General features: G+C 71.5%; 18 protein-coding genes. 10 read left to right on the top strand and 8 right to left on the bottom strand.

Annotation, left to right across the window (positions count from 1 at the left end; genetic code table 11):
* Window positions 1-91: 91 nt before the first annotated feature.
* Both ACZ4VW_RS28530 and ACZ4VW_RS28525 read right to left on the bottom strand, forming a co-directional pair.
* Window positions 92-1,657 carry a glycoside hydrolase family 53 protein gene (locus ACZ4VW_RS28530; protein WP_467967299.1) on the bottom strand — a complete coding sequence of 522 codons (1,566 nt, stop codon included), beginning with the start codon at window positions 1,655-1,657 and terminating at the stop codon, window positions 92-94.
* Between the two features lie 149 nt (window positions 1,658-1,806).
* Window positions 1,807-3,828: a beta-galactosidase gene (locus ACZ4VW_RS28525; protein WP_467967297.1), complete on the bottom strand. Its 2,022-nt coding sequence runs from the start codon at window positions 3,826-3,828 to the stop codon at window positions 1,807-1,809.
* Between the two features lie 192 nt (window positions 3,829-4,020).
* On the opposite strand from ACZ4VW_RS28525, the gene ACZ4VW_RS28520 reads away from it, so the two are divergent.
* The 6 genes from ACZ4VW_RS28520 (at window position 4,021) to ACZ4VW_RS28495 (ending at window position 10,391) form a co-directional block, all read left to right on the top strand.
* A complete protein-coding gene (locus ACZ4VW_RS28520; protein ID WP_467967295.1) occupies window positions 4,021-5,343 on the top strand; it encodes an ABC transporter substrate-binding protein in 1,323 nt (440 codons plus the stop codon).
* Window positions 5,340-6,320, top strand: a complete 981-nt coding sequence (locus ACZ4VW_RS28515) for a carbohydrate ABC transporter permease (protein ID WP_467967293.1) — start codon at window positions 5,340-5,342, stop codon at window positions 6,318-6,320. Before ACZ4VW_RS28520 ends, ACZ4VW_RS28515 begins: the two co-directional genes overlap by 4 nt.
* Window positions 6,317-7,234, top strand: a complete 918-nt coding sequence (locus ACZ4VW_RS28510; RefSeq protein WP_467967291.1) for a carbohydrate ABC transporter permease — start codon at window positions 6,317-6,319, stop codon at window positions 7,232-7,234. The genes ACZ4VW_RS28515 and ACZ4VW_RS28510 overlap by 4 nt, the downstream gene beginning before the upstream one ends.
* Before the next feature lie 27 nt (window positions 7,235-7,261).
* Window positions 7,262-8,287, top strand: coding sequence for a LacI family DNA-binding transcriptional regulator (locus tag ACZ4VW_RS28505; RefSeq protein WP_467967289.1), 1,026 nt, complete (start codon window positions 7,262-7,264; stop codon window positions 8,285-8,287).
* A gap of 222 nt (window positions 8,288-8,509) precedes the next feature.
* Complete coding sequence (locus tag ACZ4VW_RS28500) at window positions 8,510-9,217, top strand: cyclodityrosine synthase (protein WP_467967287.1); 708 nt, start codon at window positions 8,510-8,512, stop codon at window positions 9,215-9,217.
* Complete coding sequence (locus ACZ4VW_RS28495) at window positions 9,207-10,391, top strand: cytochrome P450 (protein ID WP_467967285.1); 1,185 nt, start codon at window positions 9,207-9,209, stop codon at window positions 10,389-10,391. The genes ACZ4VW_RS28500 and ACZ4VW_RS28495 overlap by 11 nt, the downstream gene beginning before the upstream one ends.
* Window positions 10,392-10,704: 313 nt before the next feature.
* Here ACZ4VW_RS28495 and ACZ4VW_RS28490 read toward each other — a convergent pair whose 3' ends face one another.
* Window positions 10,705-11,724, bottom strand: a complete 1,020-nt coding sequence (locus tag ACZ4VW_RS28490) for an MBL fold metallo-hydrolase (protein ID WP_467967283.1) — start codon at window positions 11,722-11,724, stop codon at window positions 10,705-10,707.
* Window positions 11,725-11,831: 107 nt separating this feature from the next.
* Window positions 11,832-12,632 (bottom strand): LysR family substrate-binding domain-containing protein, encoded by an 801-nt coding sequence (locus tag ACZ4VW_RS28485; RefSeq protein ID WP_467967281.1) that lies wholly within the window; start codon window positions 12,630-12,632, stop codon window positions 11,832-11,834.
* Window positions 12,633-12,690: 58 nt separating this feature from the next.
* Here ACZ4VW_RS28485 and ACZ4VW_RS28480 point away from each other — a divergent pair, with 58 nt between their 5' ends.
* Window positions 12,691-13,086 (top strand): DUF5997 family protein, encoded by a 396-nt coding sequence (locus ACZ4VW_RS28480; RefSeq protein ID WP_467967279.1) that lies wholly within the window; start codon window positions 12,691-12,693, stop codon window positions 13,084-13,086.
* Between the two features lie 97 nt (window positions 13,087-13,183).
* On the opposite strand, the gene ACZ4VW_RS28475 is transcribed toward ACZ4VW_RS28480, so the two are convergent.
* Complete coding sequence (locus ACZ4VW_RS28475) at window positions 13,184-13,975, bottom strand: SGNH/GDSL hydrolase family protein (protein WP_467967277.1); 792 nt, start codon at window positions 13,973-13,975, stop codon at window positions 13,184-13,186.
* A 144-nt stretch (window positions 13,976-14,119) separates the two neighbouring features.
* Between ACZ4VW_RS28475 and ACZ4VW_RS28470 the strand changes: the two genes are divergently transcribed.
* Window positions 14,120-14,782: a class I SAM-dependent methyltransferase gene (locus tag ACZ4VW_RS28470; RefSeq protein WP_467967275.1), complete on the top strand. Its 663-nt coding sequence runs from the start codon at window positions 14,120-14,122 to the stop codon at window positions 14,780-14,782.
* 26 nt (window positions 14,783-14,808) lie between these two features.
* Here the strand turns inward: ACZ4VW_RS28470 and ACZ4VW_RS28465 are convergent, their stop codons facing one another.
* The 3 genes from ACZ4VW_RS28465 to ACZ4VW_RS28455 form a co-directional block, all read right to left on the bottom strand.
* Window positions 14,809-15,327: a nucleotide triphosphate diphosphatase NUDT15 gene (locus ACZ4VW_RS28465; RefSeq protein WP_467967273.1), complete on the bottom strand. Its 519-nt coding sequence runs from the start codon at window positions 15,325-15,327 to the stop codon at window positions 14,809-14,811.
* 61 nt (window positions 15,328-15,388) lie between these two features.
* Window positions 15,389-15,640, bottom strand: coding sequence for a hypothetical protein (locus ACZ4VW_RS28460; RefSeq protein ID WP_467967271.1), 252 nt, complete (start codon window positions 15,638-15,640; stop codon window positions 15,389-15,391).
* A gap of 5 nt (window positions 15,641-15,645) precedes the next feature.
* The gene (locus ACZ4VW_RS28455; protein WP_467967269.1) at window positions 15,646-16,095 is read right to left on the bottom strand and encodes a DUF2269 family protein; all 450 of its coding nucleotides are present in this window, start codon (window positions 16,093-16,095) and stop codon (window positions 15,646-15,648) included.
* 80 nt (window positions 16,096-16,175) lie between these two features.
* Between ACZ4VW_RS28455 and ACZ4VW_RS28450 the strand changes: the two genes are divergently transcribed.
* Window positions 16,176-16,517 (top strand): PadR family transcriptional regulator, encoded by a 342-nt coding sequence (locus ACZ4VW_RS28450; RefSeq protein ID WP_467967267.1) that lies wholly within the window; start codon window positions 16,176-16,178, stop codon window positions 16,515-16,517.
* Window positions 16,514-17,164 (top strand): permease prefix domain 1-containing protein, encoded by a 651-nt coding sequence (locus tag ACZ4VW_RS28445; protein ID WP_467967266.1) that lies wholly within the window; start codon window positions 16,514-16,516, stop codon window positions 17,162-17,164. The genes ACZ4VW_RS28450 and ACZ4VW_RS28445 overlap by 4 nt, the downstream gene beginning before the upstream one ends.
* The last annotated feature ends 71 nt before the right edge of the window (window positions 17,165-17,235 follow it).

Genomic DNA, 17,235 nt, shown 5'->3' with positions numbered 1-17,235 from the left:
GACCTCCGCGGCCTCCGCCCGACGGACCACGTGCGACGTCCTCGTCCCCCCGGAGGGGCGACGAGGACGTCGGACCGGAAAGCGGTACGGATCAGCGGTGCGCCAGCCAGGAGGCCGCGGGCAGGAGCCTGCTGTCGTAGTCGAACAGCGCCTGGTTCTCCCAGCCGTTGCCCGACGCGGGATCCGCCGGGTCCCAGCCGTTGCCGGTCACGGCGGTCCAGGTGGGCTCCCAGTAGACGACGCCGATACCGCGGCCGTTCGGCACGGCCTCCACGACGTTCATCACGTCGCGCAGCCAGGTGGACTGGCCGGCGGCGCTCGCCGGGTACCCGGAGACCAGCTCACTCGTGGTGTCGATGATGTTCTCGTGCGCGTCCTCGCTGTCCAGCCGGAAGGGATACGCGGTCTCGGCGACCATGACCTTCTTCCCGTAGCGCGCCGAGACGTCGTCGAGGTTGGCCTGCAGGTCCGACAGCGCGCCGTGCCAGTAGCCGTAGAACGACAGCGCGATGACGTCGTACGGGACACCCTGCGCGGTGGCGTTGTCGAACCACCAGCGGTACAGGGCGTTGTCGCCGCCGTGGGCGAGGTGCAGCGCGATCTGGGTGGACGAGGAGACGGCCTTGGCGGCGGAGACGCCCGACTTCAGGAGCCCCGCGAGCTGGGACCAGTTGTTCGTGGAGCCTTCGGGCCACAGCATGCCGGTGTTGATCTCGTTGCCGATCTGCACCATGTCGGCCGTCGTCCCCTGCGCCTTGAGGGCGTTCAGCACGTCGTACGTGTGGTTGTACACGTCCGTGCGGAGCTGACTGTACGAGTGCGAGGCCCAGGCCGACGGCTTGGACTGCGCCCCCGGGTCGGCCCAGGTGTCGGAGTAGTGGAAGTCCACGAGGAGTTTCATGCCCTGCGCCTTGATGCGCTGGGCGGTCGCCAGGACGCGGGCCTTGTTGTTGTAGCCGTCGGCGGGGTTCACCCACACCTTGAGGCGGCCGTAGGTGGCGCCGGCCGACTTCAGGATCGCCACCGGGTCGGCGGTCGCCCCCGCGCTCGTGCGGTACGTGCCCCCGAGGTCCTCGCTCTTCTTCAGCGAGGAGATGTCGACGCCCCTGACGGACAGGCCCGTCGAACCGGAGGTGAAGGTGAGGTCGTCGACGTTGAGCCACTGGCCCGCGCCGGCCTGCGAGGTGATGCTGATCGTGCACTGGCCGCCCGTCACGACGACCGAGGTCACCAGCCGGATCCAGGCACCGTTGGGCGTGGGCGGGAGATCGGTGCGCTGCTCGGCGGAGCCGCAGTTGCGCAGGGCGAGGTAGGCGGAGCTCTGGCCACCGCTGGAACGCACCCAGGCGCTGAGCGTGTGGCTGCCGTTGGTCAGCCCCGACAGGTACTGGTATGTCTCCACGCGGTAGGCGGAGGAGGACCAGTGGCTCAGCCGGTAGCCGCCGCTGCGGCCGCCGGCCTCCGTGAACGAGGCCGCGTTCTGGCCCGTCGCGGAGTAGGTGGACCAGCCGGACGGTGTCGCGGTTCCACGGCCGTCGGCCTCGAAACCGGTGTTGGTGAGGGTCGTCGCCGCCTGGGCCGGCTGTGCGGGCAGCGCGGCGAGGAGCAGCGCGCCGAGCGCGGAGGCCACGGCGACTCTCAGTCGTGTACCTGACATGAATGCCCGCAGGGTGCGGGCGCGGGGAACGGCGTACATCGTCTGTCCCTTCGACGGTGGAGGGAGGGGGGTGGTGGTGCGGTGGTGCCGTTCACCCGGGGGCGCGCGTGCGGGACGCCCGCCCCCGGGGAGTCACGAGGGGGGAACGGTCAGGCGTCGAGCCGTACGACGCGGACCGACCCGGCCGGGACGGTGATCTTCCCGGCGGCGCGTTCGCCGAGGAGGAGTTCGGTGCCGGGAGCCTCCAGCGGCACCTCCGCGTCCCGCGCGGTGTGGTTGAGGGCGAAGACGTACGCGCCGCTGTCGCCGGAGCGGCGGACGATCTCGACGTCACGGGGCAGCTCGCCGTGCGGCGCGATGCCGGCGTCCTCGCAGGCCGCGGTGAGGATCGTGTCGAGCGAGGCCGCGTCGAGCCGGGTGGAGACGTACCAGGCGGTGCCCTCGCCCAGCCGGTGGCGGGTGACGGCGGGGCGGCCGGCGGCCGGTCCGTCGGCGTACGTCCACACGGGCTCGGCGCCGCGCTCCACCACGAACTCGGTCCAGACGTCGGCCGGCAGCGTCGCCCCGCCGGGTCCCGTGATCCGTACCGACTCGCCCGCGCCCAGGGGCGACCACTCCTCCACGGTCAGCCCGAGCACGTCGCGCAGGGCGCCCGGGTAGGCGCCGGGGTGGACGGCGTCGTGCTCGTCGACGATCCCGGAGAAGTACGAGACGACGAGCGTGCCGCCGTTCTCGACGTAGGCGCGCAGGTTGAGTCCCGCCGCCTCGGTGGTGAGGTAGAGCGCGGGGACCACGACCAGCGGATACGCCGAGAGGTCGGACTCGGGGTGGGCGAAGTCGACGGTCAGGTGCCGGTCGTAGAGCGACTCGTAGAAGCTGTCGGCGCGCTCGCGCGCGTCGTGGTCCTCGGTGGGACGCCACTCCAGGCTCTGCGCCCACCACGACTGCCAGTCCCACAGCATCGCGACGTCCGGGACGGTGCGCGTACCGCGCAGCGCGGACAGCGAGTCGAGATCGGCGCCGAGCCGGACCACCTCCCGCCAGACCCGGGAGTCGGTGCCGGCGTGCGGCACCATCGAGGAGTGGAACTTCTCGGCGCCGCGCCGGGACTGGCGCCACTGGAAGAACATCGCTCCCTCGGAGCCGCGGGCGACATGCCCGAGGGAGTTGCGGGCCATCTCGCCCGGACGCTTCGCGGGGTTGCGGGGCTGCCAGTTGACGCCGGACGTCGAGTGTTCGAGCAGCAGCCACGGGGCTCCGCCCGCCACCGAGCGGGTGAGGTCGGCGGCCATCGCCAGGTTGACGTGGGTGCGACGGCCGTCCGTGATCAGGTAGTGGTCGTTGGTGACGAGGTCGACCTCGCGGCCCCAGGCCCAGTAGTCCACCGCGTCGCACTGGCTGAGCGCGGTCATGAAGTTGGTGGTGACCGGGACGCCGGGGGAGAGGCGGTGCAGGATGTCCCGCTCCGCGACGAAGTTCTCCCGCATGGTGTCGTCGGCGAAGCGGCGGTAGTCGAGCTGCTGGGCCGGGTTGCCGACGGTGGGCGTCAGACGCGGCGGGTCGATCTGCTCGTACGAGGCGTAGCGCTGGCCCCAGAAGGCGGTGCCCCATGCCTCGTTGACGGCGTCGACGGAGCCGTACCGGCGATCGAGCCAGTGCCGGAAACGGCCGGCGCAGGTGTCGCAGTAGCAGGCGCTGACCGGGACGCCGTACTCGTTGTGCACGTGCCAGAGGGCGAGGGCGGGATGGCCGGCGTAGCGCTCGGCGAGCCGCGTCGTGATCGCCGCGGCGGCCGCGCGGTAGGCCGGCGAGCTGTGGCAGATCGCGCCGCGCGAGCCGAAGGAGTACCGCACACCCTCGCGGCTGACCGGCAGGGCCTCGGGATGGGCGCGGTAGAACCAGGCGGGCGGCACGACCGTGGGCGTCGCCAGGTCGACCCGGATGCCGTTCTCGTGCAGCAGGTCCAGGACGCGGTCGAGCCAGCCGAAATCGTAGGCGCCGGGCTCCGGTTCGAGCAGCGCCCAGGAGAAGATTCCGACGCTCACCATGGTGACGCCGGCCTCCCGCATCAGCCGGACGTCCTCCTGCCAGACGCTTTCCGGCCACTGCTCGGGGTTGTAGTCCCCGCCGAAGGCGAGCCGGTGCAGGCCCTGGGGAGTCATGTCCGGCATGGGTTCTCTCCTGAACGTCAGAACTCAACAATCTGTGAACGTACACACATCAGATCTCGATGTGGCAACGCAACATAACCGCACACGATCCACCATTGACAAGTGTCCGGAACGTTTCTCTACTGTGAACGCTCACAGATGCATGGCCGGTCTTCCCGCCACGGGAGGGCCGCTCGTCAGGGGAGGGGCTCCATGCCCATCGTTTCGCGGAAGCGTTTCAACGTGTTCGCCGCCACCGCCACCGCCGTCGCCCTCGCCGGGGTCGCACTCACCGCCTGCGGCTCGTCCGGGGAGAGCGGCGAGGAAACGGCGTCCGGTCCCGTCTCTCTCACCTACTGGGCCTGGGCGCCCAACATGGACAAGGTGGCGGCGATCTGGAACAAGAAGAACCCGGACATCAAGGTCACCGTCCAGAAGCAGGCATCCGGCGACGACCTGGTCACCAAGATCATCACGGCGTCCAAGGCCCACCAGGCCCCCGATCTCGTCCAGGCCGAGTTCCAGGCCCTGCCGACGCTGGTCAGCAACGACGCCCTCGCCGACATCTCCAAGGAGGTCGGCGGCGCCAAGGACAAGTTCGCCCCCGGTCTCTGGCAGCAGACCACGCTCGGCTCCGACGCCGTCTACGCGGTGCCCCAGGACTCCGGGCCGCTGATGTTCTTCTACCGGACCGACCTCTTCCAGCAGTACGGCCTGAAGGTGCCCACCACCTGGGACGAGTTCGCGGCCACCGCCAAGGCGCTGAAGGCGAAGGCCCCCGACAAGGCGCTCACGACCTTCTCCTCCAACGACGCGGGCCTGTTCGCCGGCCTCTCCCAGCAGGCCGGCGCCCAGTGGTGGACCACCCAGGACCAGAAGTGGAAGGTCGGCGTCGACGACGCGGCCACCCGGAAGGTCGCCGACTTCTGGGGCGGCCTCGTCAAGGAGGGCGCCATCGACAACCAGCCGATGTACACCCCCGCCTGGAACAAGGCGTTGAACACCGGGGAGCAGATCGCCTGGGTCAGCGCCGTCTGGGCCCCGGGCGTCCTCGCCACCGCCGCCCCCGACACCAAGGGCAAGTGGGCCATGGCCCCGCTCCCGCAGTGGGACACAACCAAGCCCACCACCGGCAGCTGGGGTGGTTCCACCACCGCCGTCACCACCGACTCGAAGCACAAGGCGGCCGCCGCGAAGTTCGCGACTTGGCTGAACACCGACCCGGAGGCGCTCGCCGCCCTGGTCAAGGAGGCCGGCATCTACCCGGCCGCCACCGCCGCCCAGACCGGCGGCGCGCTCTCCCAGGCCCCCGACTTCTTCGCCAACCAGCCCGACTTCTACACGCGGGCCGCCGCCATCGCCAAGACCACCGCCCCCGCCGCCTGGGGCCCCAACGTGAACGTCGCGTACACCTCTTTCAAGGACGAGTTCGGTAAGTCCGCCAAGGCCAAGTCCGACTTCTCCGCCGCCCTGAGCGCCATGCGGGCCGCCACCGTCGCGGACCTGAAGAAGCAGGGCTTCGAGGTCGCCCCGTGACGCAGCCCACCCAGGGCGCGCGCCGGTCGTACGGGGTCGAGCCGGCCCCGTACGACCTCCCGTCGCCCACCACCCTCAAACGAGCGCGAAGCGCCCCCTACCTCTTCATCCTTCCGGCAGCCGTCCTGTTCGCGCTCTTCTTCGCGCTGCCCATCGGCTACGCGATCTGGCTCAGCTTCCACAAGATCGAGGTCAAGGGCCTCGGTCTGGGCAAGGGAGCCCGGAGCGAGGTCTGGGCCGGCCTGGAGAACTACACCGCCGCCCTCACCGACTCCGAGCTCGGCGCGAGCGCCCTGCGGATCCTCGGCTACGGCGCGATCGTCGTTCCGGTCATGCTGGGCCTCGCCCTGCTGTTCGCGCTGCTGCTCGACACCGAACGGGTACGGGCCCGCTCCTTCTCCCGGCTCGCGATCTTCCTTCCGTACGCCGTCCCCGGTGTCATCGCGGCCCTCATGTGGGGGTTCCTCTACCTGCCGGACGTCAGCCCCTTCTTCTACCTGCTCGACGCCCTCGGCCTGCCGCAGCCCGACCTGATGGACGGCGGACCGCTCTACCTGGCGATGTCCAACATCGCCGTCTGGGGCGGCACCGGCTTCAACATGATCGTCATCTACACCTCGCTGCGGTCGCTCCCCGCCGAGGTCTACGAGGCCGCCAAGCTGGACGGCTGCTCGGAGCTGCAGATCGCCCTGCGGATCAAGATCCCCATGGTGGCCCCCTCGCTGGTGCTCACCTTCTTCTTCTCGATCATCGCCACCCTCCAGGTGTTCAACGAGCCCACCACGCTCCGGCCGCTCACCAACGGCATCCCCACCACCTGGAGCCCGCTGATGAAGGTCTACAACGACGCCTTCACCGGCGGGAACATCCACGCCGCGTCGGCCACCGCCGTGGTCCTCGCCCTCGCGACCTTCCTGCTCTCCTTCGGCCTCCTGCGGGCCTCCAACCGTCGTACGAAGCAAGGAGCCACCCGATGAGCGGGCTCGCCACCCCGCCGCAGGTGCGCAAGGCCGCGCCCGCGGCCGGCACCACGCCCGGAACCTCCCAGGGCCCCCCGCGCCCCCGTCGCGTCGCCCTGCTGCCCACCGCGGCCCTCGTCCTCGGCGCGCTCTACTGCCTGCTGCCCATCGCCTGGGTCCTCGTCGCCTCCACCAAGTCGGGCGCCGACCTCTTCTCCACCTTCACCTTCCTGCCCGGCGACGGCTTCGGCGACAACCTCGCCGACCTGGCCGCGTACCGCGACGGTCTCTACTGGCGCTGGATGGCCAACTCGGTGTTCTACGCCGGCCTGGGCGCCGTGCTGTCCACGATCGTCTCCGCCTTCGCCGGCTACGCCCTCGCCATCTACCGCTTCCGCGGCCGCGAGACCTTCTTCAACCTGATCCTCACGGGCGTTCTCATGCCCCCGGTGATCCTCGCCATCCCGCAGTACCTCCTGATGGCGGAGGCCGACCTGACGGACACGTACCTCTCCGTTCTGCTGCCGCTGGTCCTCTCCCCGTACGGCGTCTACCTCGGCCGGATCTACGCCGAGGCCGCCATCCCCATGGAGCTGGTCGAGGCCGGCCGGATGGACGGCGCGGGGGAGTGGCGGATCTTCGTGCGGATCGCCGTGCCGATGATGTCCCCCGGCCTGGTCACGATCTTCCTCTTCCAGTTCGTGGCCATCTGGAACAACTTCCTGCTGCCGTTCATCATGCTCGGCGACGACGAGAAGTTCCCCATGACGGTCGGGTTGTTCACCCTCCTCAAGCAGGGAGCGGGCCAGCCCGCCCTCTACACCCTCGTCATCACCGGGGCCCTGCTCGCGATCGTCCCGCTCATCGCCCTGTTCCTCGTCATCCAGCGGTTCTGGAGCCTCGACCTCCTCTCCGGCGCCGTAAAGTCCTGAGCACAGGGGAACAGGGGAAAACAGAGCATGAGCACAGCAGCGAACCGGCGCCGCCCGGCGACGATCCACGACGTGGCGCGCGAGGCGGGCGTCTCGCGCGGCACCGTCTCGCGCGTCCTCAACGGCGGGCACTACGTGAGCCCGACGGCGAAGGCGGCCGTGGACGCCGCGATCCGCAGGACGGGTTACGTCGTCAACCGGCACGCCCGCTCGCTGATCACCGGCAAGTCCGACTCGGTGGCGTTTTTGCTCACCGAGCCGCAGGAGCGCTTCTTCGAGGACCCCAACTTCAACGTGCTGCTCCGCGCCTGCACCCAGGCACTGGCCGCGCGGGACATCCCGCTCCTGCTGATGATCGCGGGCACCGAGGCCGAACGCCGGCGCAACCTGCGTTACATCCGAGCGGGACACGTCGACGGCGTCCTGCTCGTCTCCAGCCACTCCGGCGACCCCGTGGTGGCCCAGCTGCACGAGGCGGGCGTCCCGGTCGTCGCCTGCGGCAAGCCGCTCGGCCAGACGGCCAGGATCGGTTACGTCGCGGCCGACGACCGGGAGGGAGCGCGGGACATGGTGCGCCACCTGTACGAGACGGGCCGCCGCCGGATCGCCACCGTCACCGGCCCCCTCGACACCCCGGGCGGCGTCGAGCGCCTCGCCGGGTACCGCGAGACGCTGGCCGAGCACGGACTGCCCGTCGACGACGACCTGATCGCCGCGGGCGACTACAGCCGCGCGAGCGGCGAGTCGGCGGCCGCCCTGCTCCTGCGGCGCGCCCCGGACATCGACGCCGTGTTCGTCGCCTCGGACCTGATGGCCCAGGGCGTGCTCGACGCCCTCGACCGCGCGGGACGACGGGTGCCCGAGGACGTCGCCGTCGGCGGCTTCGACGACTCGCCGGCCGCACTGTCCTCACGTCCGCCGCTCACCACGATCCGGCAGCCGTGGGACCGGATCAGCACCGAGATGGTCCGCACGCTGCTCGCCCGGATAGCCGGGGAAGAGCCGGCCGCGGTCATCCTGCCCACGGAGCTCGTTCACCGGGAATCCACCTGAGCGTCAGCCGGTCGTAAGACGATTTCCGCGCGCCGCCCCCAAACGGGGGCGGCGCGTCCGCTTCTGACGATAGATCAATTCTGGTCACGTATCGATTATTTTGAGCCACCTCACGGCCGAAATCGTCACTCTGTGAAGATCGCCGGTAACTTCAGGGCGTCGCCGCCACACCAGGGGCACACGGCCCCGACGGGACTAGCGGCCCGAAGGACATCTCTTCCTTTGACGACAGCGACCGACAGCTTCAAGGTCCAGCCGTACACGCAACACTGCCAAGTGATCCGCATCGAAGGCGCCCACGCCGTCATCGGCATCTCCCCCGGAAACGGCTACTTCTCCGCCCAGCGGGTGGCCGACCTCGCCGCATGGGGACTGCGCACCTTCGAACAGACCGACCTCATCTACACCGACCTGCATGTCGCGGACATGTACGAGGCTCTCGGCTACCCGCCGGACGAAGCCCGCCGCAAGACGGTGAAGAACCTCCGCGGCGTGCGCGCCAAGGTCAACAACGCCGTCGCCGCCCTCGACCCCAGCGGCGAACGGCTCCGGGGACGCCCTATGTCGGCGCTCCTCGACATCCCCGCCTACCGGCACCTGCGCAAACACCTGGACGACCTCCTCGCCACCGACGCGGAGTTCCTCGCCACCTGCGAGAAGCTCGTCGATGCCTTCCTCTCGTCCAAGGTCCTCGAAGGGCAGACACCCACCGCCCGTCAGCGCGAGGTCTGCCTCCAGTACGTCTGCGCCGAGGCACCGCTCTTCCTGGACACCCCCGCGATCCTCGGTGTCCCCTCCTCGCTCAACTGCTACCACCAGCTCCTGCCGATGGCCGAACTCCTCTACTCCAGGGGCTCCGGGTTGCGCGCCTCCCGCAACCAGGGCCACGCCATCGTCACCGCGATTTCCGGAGACCACGATGACCACTGACACGCCGATCGACTTCCCGTTCTCCGCCCGCGGCGACCGACTGCCGCCCGAGGTCGAGTCCCTGCGCGCCGAGCCGGTCACACGGGTCCGCACCATCGCCGGCGACCCGGCCTGGCTGGTCTCCTCCTACGAGCTGTGCAAGCAGGTCCTCGAAGACCCGCGCTTCTCGCTCAAGGACACCTCGGCCCCCGGCGTCCCCCGGCAGTACGCGCTGACCATCCCGCCCGAAGTCGTCAACAACATGGGCAACATCACCGGGGCGGGACTCCGCAAGGCCGTCCTCAAGGCCATCAACCCCAAGACCGACGGCCTCACCGACTGGATGCGCCGCCATGCCTCCGAGCTCGTCGACGAACTCCTCGCGTACGGACCGCCCGTCGATCTGCGCGGCCGCTTCACCAGCCCGTACGCCGAGCACCTCCACTGCCGGATCCTCGGCATACCCGAGGCCGACGCGCCGCGCCTCTCCGCCAGCCTGGACATCGCGTTCATGAACTCGGCCTGCCCCGTCACCGGCGCCCGGCTCAACTGGGACCGCGACATCGCCTACATGGTGGAACGCCTGGACGACCCGGCCACCACCGGGCTGATGGCCGAACTCGCCGCACTGCGCGGGAACCCCGAATACGCCCATCTGACCGACGAGATGCTCGCCACCGTCGGCGTCACTTTCTTCGGCGCCGGCGTGATCTCCACCATGGGCTTCCTCACCATGGCCATCTTCTCGCTGCTCCAGAACCCCGACGTGTGGGAGCGACTGCGCAAGGAACCGGAGCGCATCCCCGCCGCCGTGGACGAGTTGCTGCGCGTCAACCTCTCCATCGCCGACGGACTGCCGCGCCTCGCCCTCGAGGACGTCACCCTCGGGGACGTCGAGGTCCGCAAGGGCGAACTTCTCCTCGTCCTGGTCGAGGGGGCCAACACCGACCCGGCCGTGTTCCCCGATCCGCACACCGTCGACATCGCACGCCCCAACGCCGGCGCGCACCTCTCCTTCGGCGGCGGCCAGCACTACTGCCCGGCCACGGCCCTCGGCAAGAAGCACACCGAGATCGCCCTGGAGGTGCTCCTCGACCGGATGCCGGACCTCCACCTCGCGGTCCCGGTCGACCAGCTCGTCTGGCGCACCCGGTTCATGAAGCGCATCCCCGAGCGTCTCCCGGTCGCCTGGTGACCTTCGTCTGATCTCCTCCGACCGCCGTCCGTCCTCGCCCCCCGGCCGCCGCCCCGGCCGGGGGGCGACGACGCTCCCGCGACCGCGGCGGGGAGGGGACGCCGGCCCCCTGGGGGAGTGACACGACCACGTCCCGGTCCGCGACAGCTACGACACGGTCGCCGAGGAGTACGCGCGCACCGCACGAGGAGCCGGCGGGCAAGCCGCTCGACCGGGCCCCTGCCGCCTCCGACGGGCCGGCCCCTGACCGTCAGGGGCGGCGGCCCAGGACGGTCAGGGGCCGGGTGCGGCGGTCAGGGCGTGGCCGTGATCGTCAGGCGCGGGGCCGCATGTCCCCGCCGTAGACCGTCCGGTAGTCCGGTACGACGACGCGGCTGCCGGGTGACTCCCGGCGGACCTGCGCGACAAGCCCCGCCAGATCCATCGCGGGGTCGGGGCGTACGGGACCGCGCAGCGGCGTCTCGAAGTTGTCCCAGTGGACGGGGACGACCACGCCGGGACGGCCCAGCGCCCGCAGCAGCCGGGGCACGTAGCGGTGGGTCGAGGTACTGGAGGGGACCGCGACCATGGCAACGTCGGGGCGCAGCCCCTCCACCTGACGTTCGGCGAAGTCGCTGGCGCCCATGAGGAAGAGGGCGGGACCGCGGGCACCGGCCGTGACGTGGAAGGCGAGCGTGTCGCCCTCGGGCAGGTCGGAGATGGTCGCGGGGGCGGTGGCGGGCGGCGCCGTCAGCGTGCCCGGGGCGAAATAGGAGTGGTTCTTGTTGCGGCTGTGGAGGCTCGACACCACCTCCACCGTGAGGCCGTCGCCGAAGTCCAGCACCTCGCCGCCCTTCACCACGGAGATCCGGAGCGGATCCACACCGAGGGCGACCAGCAGATGGAACGTGGTCTCCGTTCCCACCACGCGGGCACCGGTGGCCTTGGCGATGTACGGCACGTCGGCGATGTGGTCCCAATGGGCGTGGCTGACCAGGATGAGCTCCGGGCTCCCGGCGTACTCCCGTACGAGCCCCGCGTCGGTCTCCGCGATCTTGGTGGCCGGATCGAAGGCCTTCTCGAAGAGGCCGGTCCTGAAGCGGGTGAGGTAGGGGTCGAAGAGAACCGTCCGGTCGCCGACGTCGATCCGCCACCCCGACGTGCCCAGCCAGCGCAGGGACGCCGCGTCGTGCTCGGGGGAGAGGCGGGGCCCGGGGGAGGTGGCGGCGTGGTCACGGGCGTGGGCCGCGGCCGGCAGGAGCGGTAAGGCCGCTCCGAGCGCGGCGCCCCGCAGTACGGCCCGCCGCCCGTGGCCGTGGTCGGTCCGCGTGGTCTTCTTCGTCTCGTCGTTCATGACGCCAGAAGATCAGCCGGACGGCGCCGCTGTCCATGATCGGAGCGCCATGGAGTGCGGGGGCCGACGCGTACGATCCCCGGTCGGACCGGGCCGGGTGGACGCCGTCAGGAGCTGCGACGGGGCTTGCCGCGCTTGACGTTCTTCGCGCCCTTGCTGCTCTTGGAGCCCTTCGCGGCACCGGACCGGCCGGACGCCCCCGCGCCGCCGGAACGGCCGGAACCGCTTCGCGGGTTCCGGCCCGCCGGCCCGCCGCTCTTCTCCGGGCGCTTGCCCTTCGGCTGCGGGGGCGTCGCCGGACGGCCACGGGTGCTGTTGACGGTCCGCCCCCGGACGATCCCGATGAACTGCTCCACCAGATCCGTCGTCTCGTCCTGCGGCCAGGACAGGGCGACCCGGGACTCGGGGGTGTCCGACACCGGGCGGTAGGTGAGGTCCTTGCGGTGGTGCAGACGGGCCAGCGACTGGGGAACGACCAGGAGCCCCACTCCGGCCGCCACCAGGTCGATCGCGTCGGCCGTGGTGGCCGGGCGCTCGAGCGCCGGCAGCCCCGGCGGGCGCTCCCAGTCGAGGGTGTCGTCGAGCGGATGCAGCACGATCTCCTCGGCGAGGTCCTCGGGCGACACCTCGTCGACCGCCGCCACGACGTGGTCCTTGGGGATCACCACGACGGTCGTCTCGGCGTAGAGGGGGATGGCGCTGAGGTCCGTACGATCGACCGGCAGACGTACCAGACCGGCGTCCGCGTCACCGTTCCGCAGCGCGGCGAACGCCTCGGCGGCCGGCACCTGCACGAGGGTCAGCGGAACGTCGGGCAGCCGCTCGTTCCAGATCCGCACCCACTTCGTGGGCGTCACTCCCGGGACGTAGGCGAGCCGGAACGAGGGGGGTACTTCCTGGCCAGTCACCCCGCCAGGTTACCGGTCGTGGTCAGAGGTAGCTCACACGCTCGATACCCTTGACCGTATGACGTCGCACCAGACCACCCAGACGATGAAGCCCGCGACCGCGGCGAAGAAGCTGGGTGTGTACCTCGAGGCCACCCCCGCCGAGTTCCAGGAGGGTGTCGTCTCGCGCACCGAGCTGAACGCCCTGCAGACCGACCCGCCCGAGTGGCTCCGCGAGCTGCGGCGCAACGGACCGCACCCCCGCCCCGTGATCGCGGCGAAGCTGGGCATCTCCATCTCCGGTCTCGCGCGGGGCGGCATCACCGACGCCCTCACCACCGAGCAGATCGAGGCGCTGAAGAAGGACGACCCGGAGTGGCTGCGCAAGGAGCGCGCCACCCAGGCCGACGTCCGCAAGGAAGCGGCCCGGATCAAGGAGAAGCAGGCCGAGAAGGCCGCGAAGACCGACCGCTAGACCTCCCCAACCGGCCCCCCGGGCCGGGCGCCCGCCCCACGCCACCGCCGCGTCCGCCGCCCCCGGCGCGGCCGGGGGCGCCTGCGACAGCGGACGGTCACGCCACGGTGGCCCGGACCGGCGTCGGCTCAGGGCGCTTGGCCGTACGGCCGTCCCCGGAGGAGCGGCCGCGCAGACGCCGGCCGACCCAGGGACCGAGAAAGGCCGCTGCCCACCGCAGCTCCCCGAGGGCCGCTCCCGGTCCCGACCGCGACGGCCCCGGCAGCGCCGGGAGCGGATGGGTCCAGGCGTCGTCGCTGCCGGGCAGGCCCAGGGCGTGGGCGACGGCGGCCGCGATGCGCTCGTGCCCCAGCGGACTGGCGTGGAGGCGGTCAGGACTCCACAGGCGCGCATCGGTGAGGACGGGGTGAGGGTGCATCTCGGCCACGGCGACACCGTGCCGGCCGGCGGCCGCACGGATGCCGGCGTTGAGCGCCGTGACGCGAGCCGTGAGGGGCCGGGCGAACGGAATCATCCGCGCCACGTCCGGGAACGTGACGGTGGCCACCCGGGCTCCCTGGGCGGTGAGTTCGGCGAACATCGTTTCCAGATGACCGGCCACCTCGTCCGCGTCGAAACGGGGCCGCAGCAGGTCGTTCATCCCCGCGACGACGGTGGCCACGTCCGGTCGCAGCGCCAGAGCCGGCCCGAGCTGCTCGGCCCGTACCTGCCCGGCCAAGCGCCCCCGTACGGCCAGATTGGCGTAGGTCAGCCCCGGGCCGGCCTCCGCGATCAGCTCCGCGAGCCGATCGGCGCAGCCCCGCAGCCCGATGACGTCGTCGCCGTCCCCGAGCCCTTCGGTCTGGCTGTCGCCCAGGGCGACGTACCGCGTGTACGGGCCGTTGTGCATGAGCGCTTCGCTCCTCCACTGGCGTCGTGTCGTGACCGGCACGACGCGATGCATGCAACACGTCAGTTATTCAACTCGTTGACTATAGCGCGCGGGGTGGCCGACACCGGGCGGCGTGTCAGTGGCCCTTGCGAAGATCGCGGGATGACCGACACCACTGCCGCGATCACCGCCTACTGGGACGCCGCCGCCGCGGCGTTCGACGACGAACCGGACCACGGCCTGCGGGCCGCCCGCACCCGAGCGGCCTGGGACCGGCACCTGCGCGACTGGATGCCCTCCGGCCCGGCCGACGTCCTCGACATCGGTTGCGGTACGGGATCGCTCTCCCTGCTGCTGGCCGAGGCGGGGCACCGGGTGACCGGCGTCGACCTGGCGCCGAGGATGGTGGAGCGGGCGCGCGCGAAGTTCGCGGCAGCCCACCTCACGGGCCGCTTCCTGGTCGGGGACGCCATGGCGCCACCGACCGGAGACGCGCGGTTCGGCGTCGCGCTGTCCCGGCACCTGCTCTGGACCCTCCCCGATCCGGAGGCCGCCCTGCGCGACTGGACCGGCCGTCTGCGACCGGGCGGCCGGCTGATCCTGATCGAGGGCCGGTGGCGGGAGGCGGGCCAGCGCGGCGTGCCGTACGTCGCCGGAGCCTCGTCCCTCCCGTGGCACGGCGGAATCACGGCCGACGCCCTGGCCGCGGCCGTCCGTCCCCTCGTCGCCGGCGTGCGCGTCGAGCACCTGGACGGCGAGGGGGACGGCGACCTGTGGGGCAAGCGGGTGGACGACGAGCGGTACGCCCTGATCGCCGACGTGTAGGGCGCGCGCGAGGCCCGGCCCGCGGGTCAGTGTGGCCGGGGCGCGAGGTGGTAGCGGTGGAACGGGGCGTTCTCGATGGGCAGTTCCGCGCGCCAGGTCTTCAGCGCCTGGGCGGACGGGGCGAACAACGGCCGGGGAAGACGGTCGGGTTCGGTCCACTCCCAGCGCCGGATCTTGTCGGGCTCCGCCACGGCCGGGGTGCCCCGGAAGTCACGTACCACCGCCACCGCCGTCAGGCGCGTGAGGTCCTTCGAGGTGAGCGCGTCGAGCAGGATCCCGATGACCTCGACATCGCTCGCGGCGGCCAGGAGCGTGGTCTCCTCGGCCAGTTCACGCACCGCCGCCTCCTCGATCGACTCGCCGGGGTCCACCTTGCCGCCCGGCAATTCCCAGCTGCCCGTGGGGTGCAGGCCGAGAAGGACGCGGCCCGCCGCGTCGGTCACCACGACACCCACCCCGAGCGAGGCCTGCGCCGTCGGCGGTCGGACGTTGCGATGGGGGCCGTGGATGCCGGGGGGCTCGGAGGGCTGCTCGGCGGCGGACATGACGACTCCTCGTACGGGCTGGACGTGTGTCGCCCCTCAGCCAACACCATGCGCCACCGCGTCACACGCCCGCGTTCCGCAGCCGCCGCAGGGCGAGCAGGCCGCCCACCCCGGGGATGACGGCGATCCGACGGATTCCCGATGGGGCGGCGTCGGAGACCTGCCAGGCGGCCGCGATCACGACGAGGTAGGCCGTGCCGTGGACCGGGCCGACGAGGCCGGAGACGGCGGGCGTGTGCGTGGTGAGCAGATTGGCGGCCAGGACCATCAGCGAGACCGCTTCGGCCCCGGCGGCGAGGCGCAGGGTGCGCATGACGGTCACGCTCCCGTGGTCGAGCCGGGGCGGGCGATCATGAGGACGACGACGATCGCCCACAGGAGGTTGAAGACCCCCGTGAACATCGCCAGCCGCGCCGCGAGCGCCCGCGGCGCGCCGTCCTCTGCCATGTGCGGACCCTCCGCGAGCATCCGCCGCTGGCGGGGCAGGATCGCCAGGACCAGGACGCCCGCGGCCACCGCCGTCAGAATCAGCGACGAGATCAGCCAGGCGTCGGTGAGCACGCCGAGCTGGATCGCGGTCGCGATCCCGAAGACCGGAACGGCGACACCGGCGACGGCGTACCCGCGGCAGGTCCGGTGCAGGACCGCGGCGACTGCGGAGTCGCGGTCCTGCCGCGCGTAGCGCGGGAAGAGCGAGGCGGCCACGGCGATCGGTCCGACCACCAGGATCGCCGCGAGTACGTGGATGGACAGCAGCAGCTTGGTCACCGAAAGCCCCTCGTCGTGGTCAATATGTTGGCTGCCAATAGATAGCATGCCTACGCTGATAGTGAGTAGGCTGCCTACCTATGAGGGCGGATGCGGTGCGAGGGCACCTGGACGGACTCCTGCTGGCCGTACTGGAGCAGGGGCCGCTGCACGGTTACGCGATCATCGCGGCCGTCCAGCAACGCAGCGGAGGCGCGCTCGACCTGCGCACGGGCACGATCTATCCGGCGCTCAACCGCCTGGAGCGGATCGGTCTCCTGAGCAGCAGCTGGGAGTCGGTCGGCGAACGCCGCCGCCGCTGTTACGCGCTCACGGACGCCGGCCGGAGTGCGCTGGCGAGCGAGCGCACGGCCTGGCAGGAGTTCACCACGGCGATCGGCTCCGTGCTGAACCCCGCCACCTCACCCCGGCCCGCCACATGAGCGCCCTCACCGCCCGCCCCGGCGACCCCGTCGAGGCATACGCCGCGGATCTGGCCGGCGTCCTGCACGGCCCGGCGCGAGCCAAGGCGCGCCTGGTCGAGGAGGTGCGCGACGGGCTCGCCGACACCGCGGAGGCGTACACACGCGACGGAACGCCCTACGAGGACGCCGTGCGGCAGGCGGTACGGGAGTTCGGAACGCCCGACGAGCTCGCGCCCGGCTGCCAGCGGGAACTGACCGTCGCCCAGGCCCGGCACACCGCCCGGTCGGTCGTCCTCACCGCCCCCTTCCTCCTGGCCTGCTGGTACACGCTCCTGAGCAGTAGCACCGGAACCGGTCAACTCCTCGCGGTCCATCTGGCCGGGGTCGCTGGCATCGCCGCACTCCTCGCCGCGACCGCGCTGGCGGCCTCCGGCACCCTGGCCCGCCGACTGCCCGAACCCCGCCGACTGCCCCTCGTCGTCGCCTGGACCGGTACCACCGCGAGCGTCTCCATGGCGATGGCGACGCTGACGCTCGCCGTGGCCGCCCTCATGGCCGCCGACTGGCCGCTGATCGCCCTCGCCTGCGCACTCGCCGCGGCGTCGCACGCCCTGACGGCACCCTCCGCCCGTGCCTGCCGCCGATGCGCCCGACTGCCCGCCTGACGGGTCCGCCGGACTCCGACGGAACTCCGGCTCCTGACGGAACTCCAGCTTCTGACGGAACTCCGGCTCCT

The organism is Streptomyces sp. NPDC029139, assembly GCF_055564335.1.
Note: the sequence above shows the minus strand (reverse complement) of the source record. Positions and strands in the feature narration are given on the sequence as shown.

Coding starts and splice junctions, on each gene's coding strand:
- ACZ4VW_RS28525 (WP_467967297.1), bottom strand. CDS start 3,828: ATGCCGGACATGACTCCCCAGGGCCTGCACCGGCTCGCCTTCGGCGGG.
- ACZ4VW_RS28505 (WP_467967289.1), top strand. CDS start 7,262: ATGAGCACAGCAGCGAACCGGCGCCGCCCGGCGACGATCCACGACGTG.
- ACZ4VW_RS28465 (WP_467967273.1), bottom strand. CDS start 15,327: ATGTCCGCCGCCGAGCAGCCCTCCGAGCCCCCCGGCATCCACGGCCCC.
- ACZ4VW_RS28530 (WP_467967299.1), bottom strand. CDS start 1,657: ATGTCAGGTACACGACTGAGAGTCGCCGTGGCCTCCGCGCTCGGCGCG.
- ACZ4VW_RS28490 (WP_467967283.1), bottom strand. CDS start 11,724: ATGAACGACGAGACGAAGAAGACCACGCGGACCGACCACGGCCACGGG.
- ACZ4VW_RS28480 (WP_467967279.1), top strand. CDS start 12,691: ATGACGTCGCACCAGACCACCCAGACGATGAAGCCCGCGACCGCGGCG.
- ACZ4VW_RS28475 (WP_467967277.1), bottom strand. CDS start 13,975: ATGCACAACGGCCCGTACACGCGGTACGTCGCCCTGGGCGACAGCCAG.
- ACZ4VW_RS28520 (WP_467967295.1), top strand. CDS start 4,021: ATGCCCATCGTTTCGCGGAAGCGTTTCAACGTGTTCGCCGCCACCGCC.
- ACZ4VW_RS28450 (WP_467967267.1), top strand. CDS start 16,176: ATGAGGGCGGATGCGGTGCGAGGGCACCTGGACGGACTCCTGCTGGCC.
- ACZ4VW_RS28510 (WP_467967291.1), top strand. CDS start 6,317: ATGAGCGGGCTCGCCACCCCGCCGCAGGTGCGCAAGGCCGCGCCCGCG.
- ACZ4VW_RS28495 (WP_467967285.1), top strand. CDS start 9,207: ATGACCACTGACACGCCGATCGACTTCCCGTTCTCCGCCCGCGGCGAC.
- ACZ4VW_RS28445 (WP_467967266.1), top strand. CDS start 16,514: ATGAGCGCCCTCACCGCCCGCCCCGGCGACCCCGTCGAGGCATACGCC.
- ACZ4VW_RS28460 (WP_467967271.1), bottom strand. CDS start 15,640: ATGCGCACCCTGCGCCTCGCCGCCGGGGCCGAAGCGGTCTCGCTGATG.
- ACZ4VW_RS28470 (WP_467967275.1), top strand. CDS start 14,120: ATGACCGACACCACTGCCGCGATCACCGCCTACTGGGACGCCGCCGCC.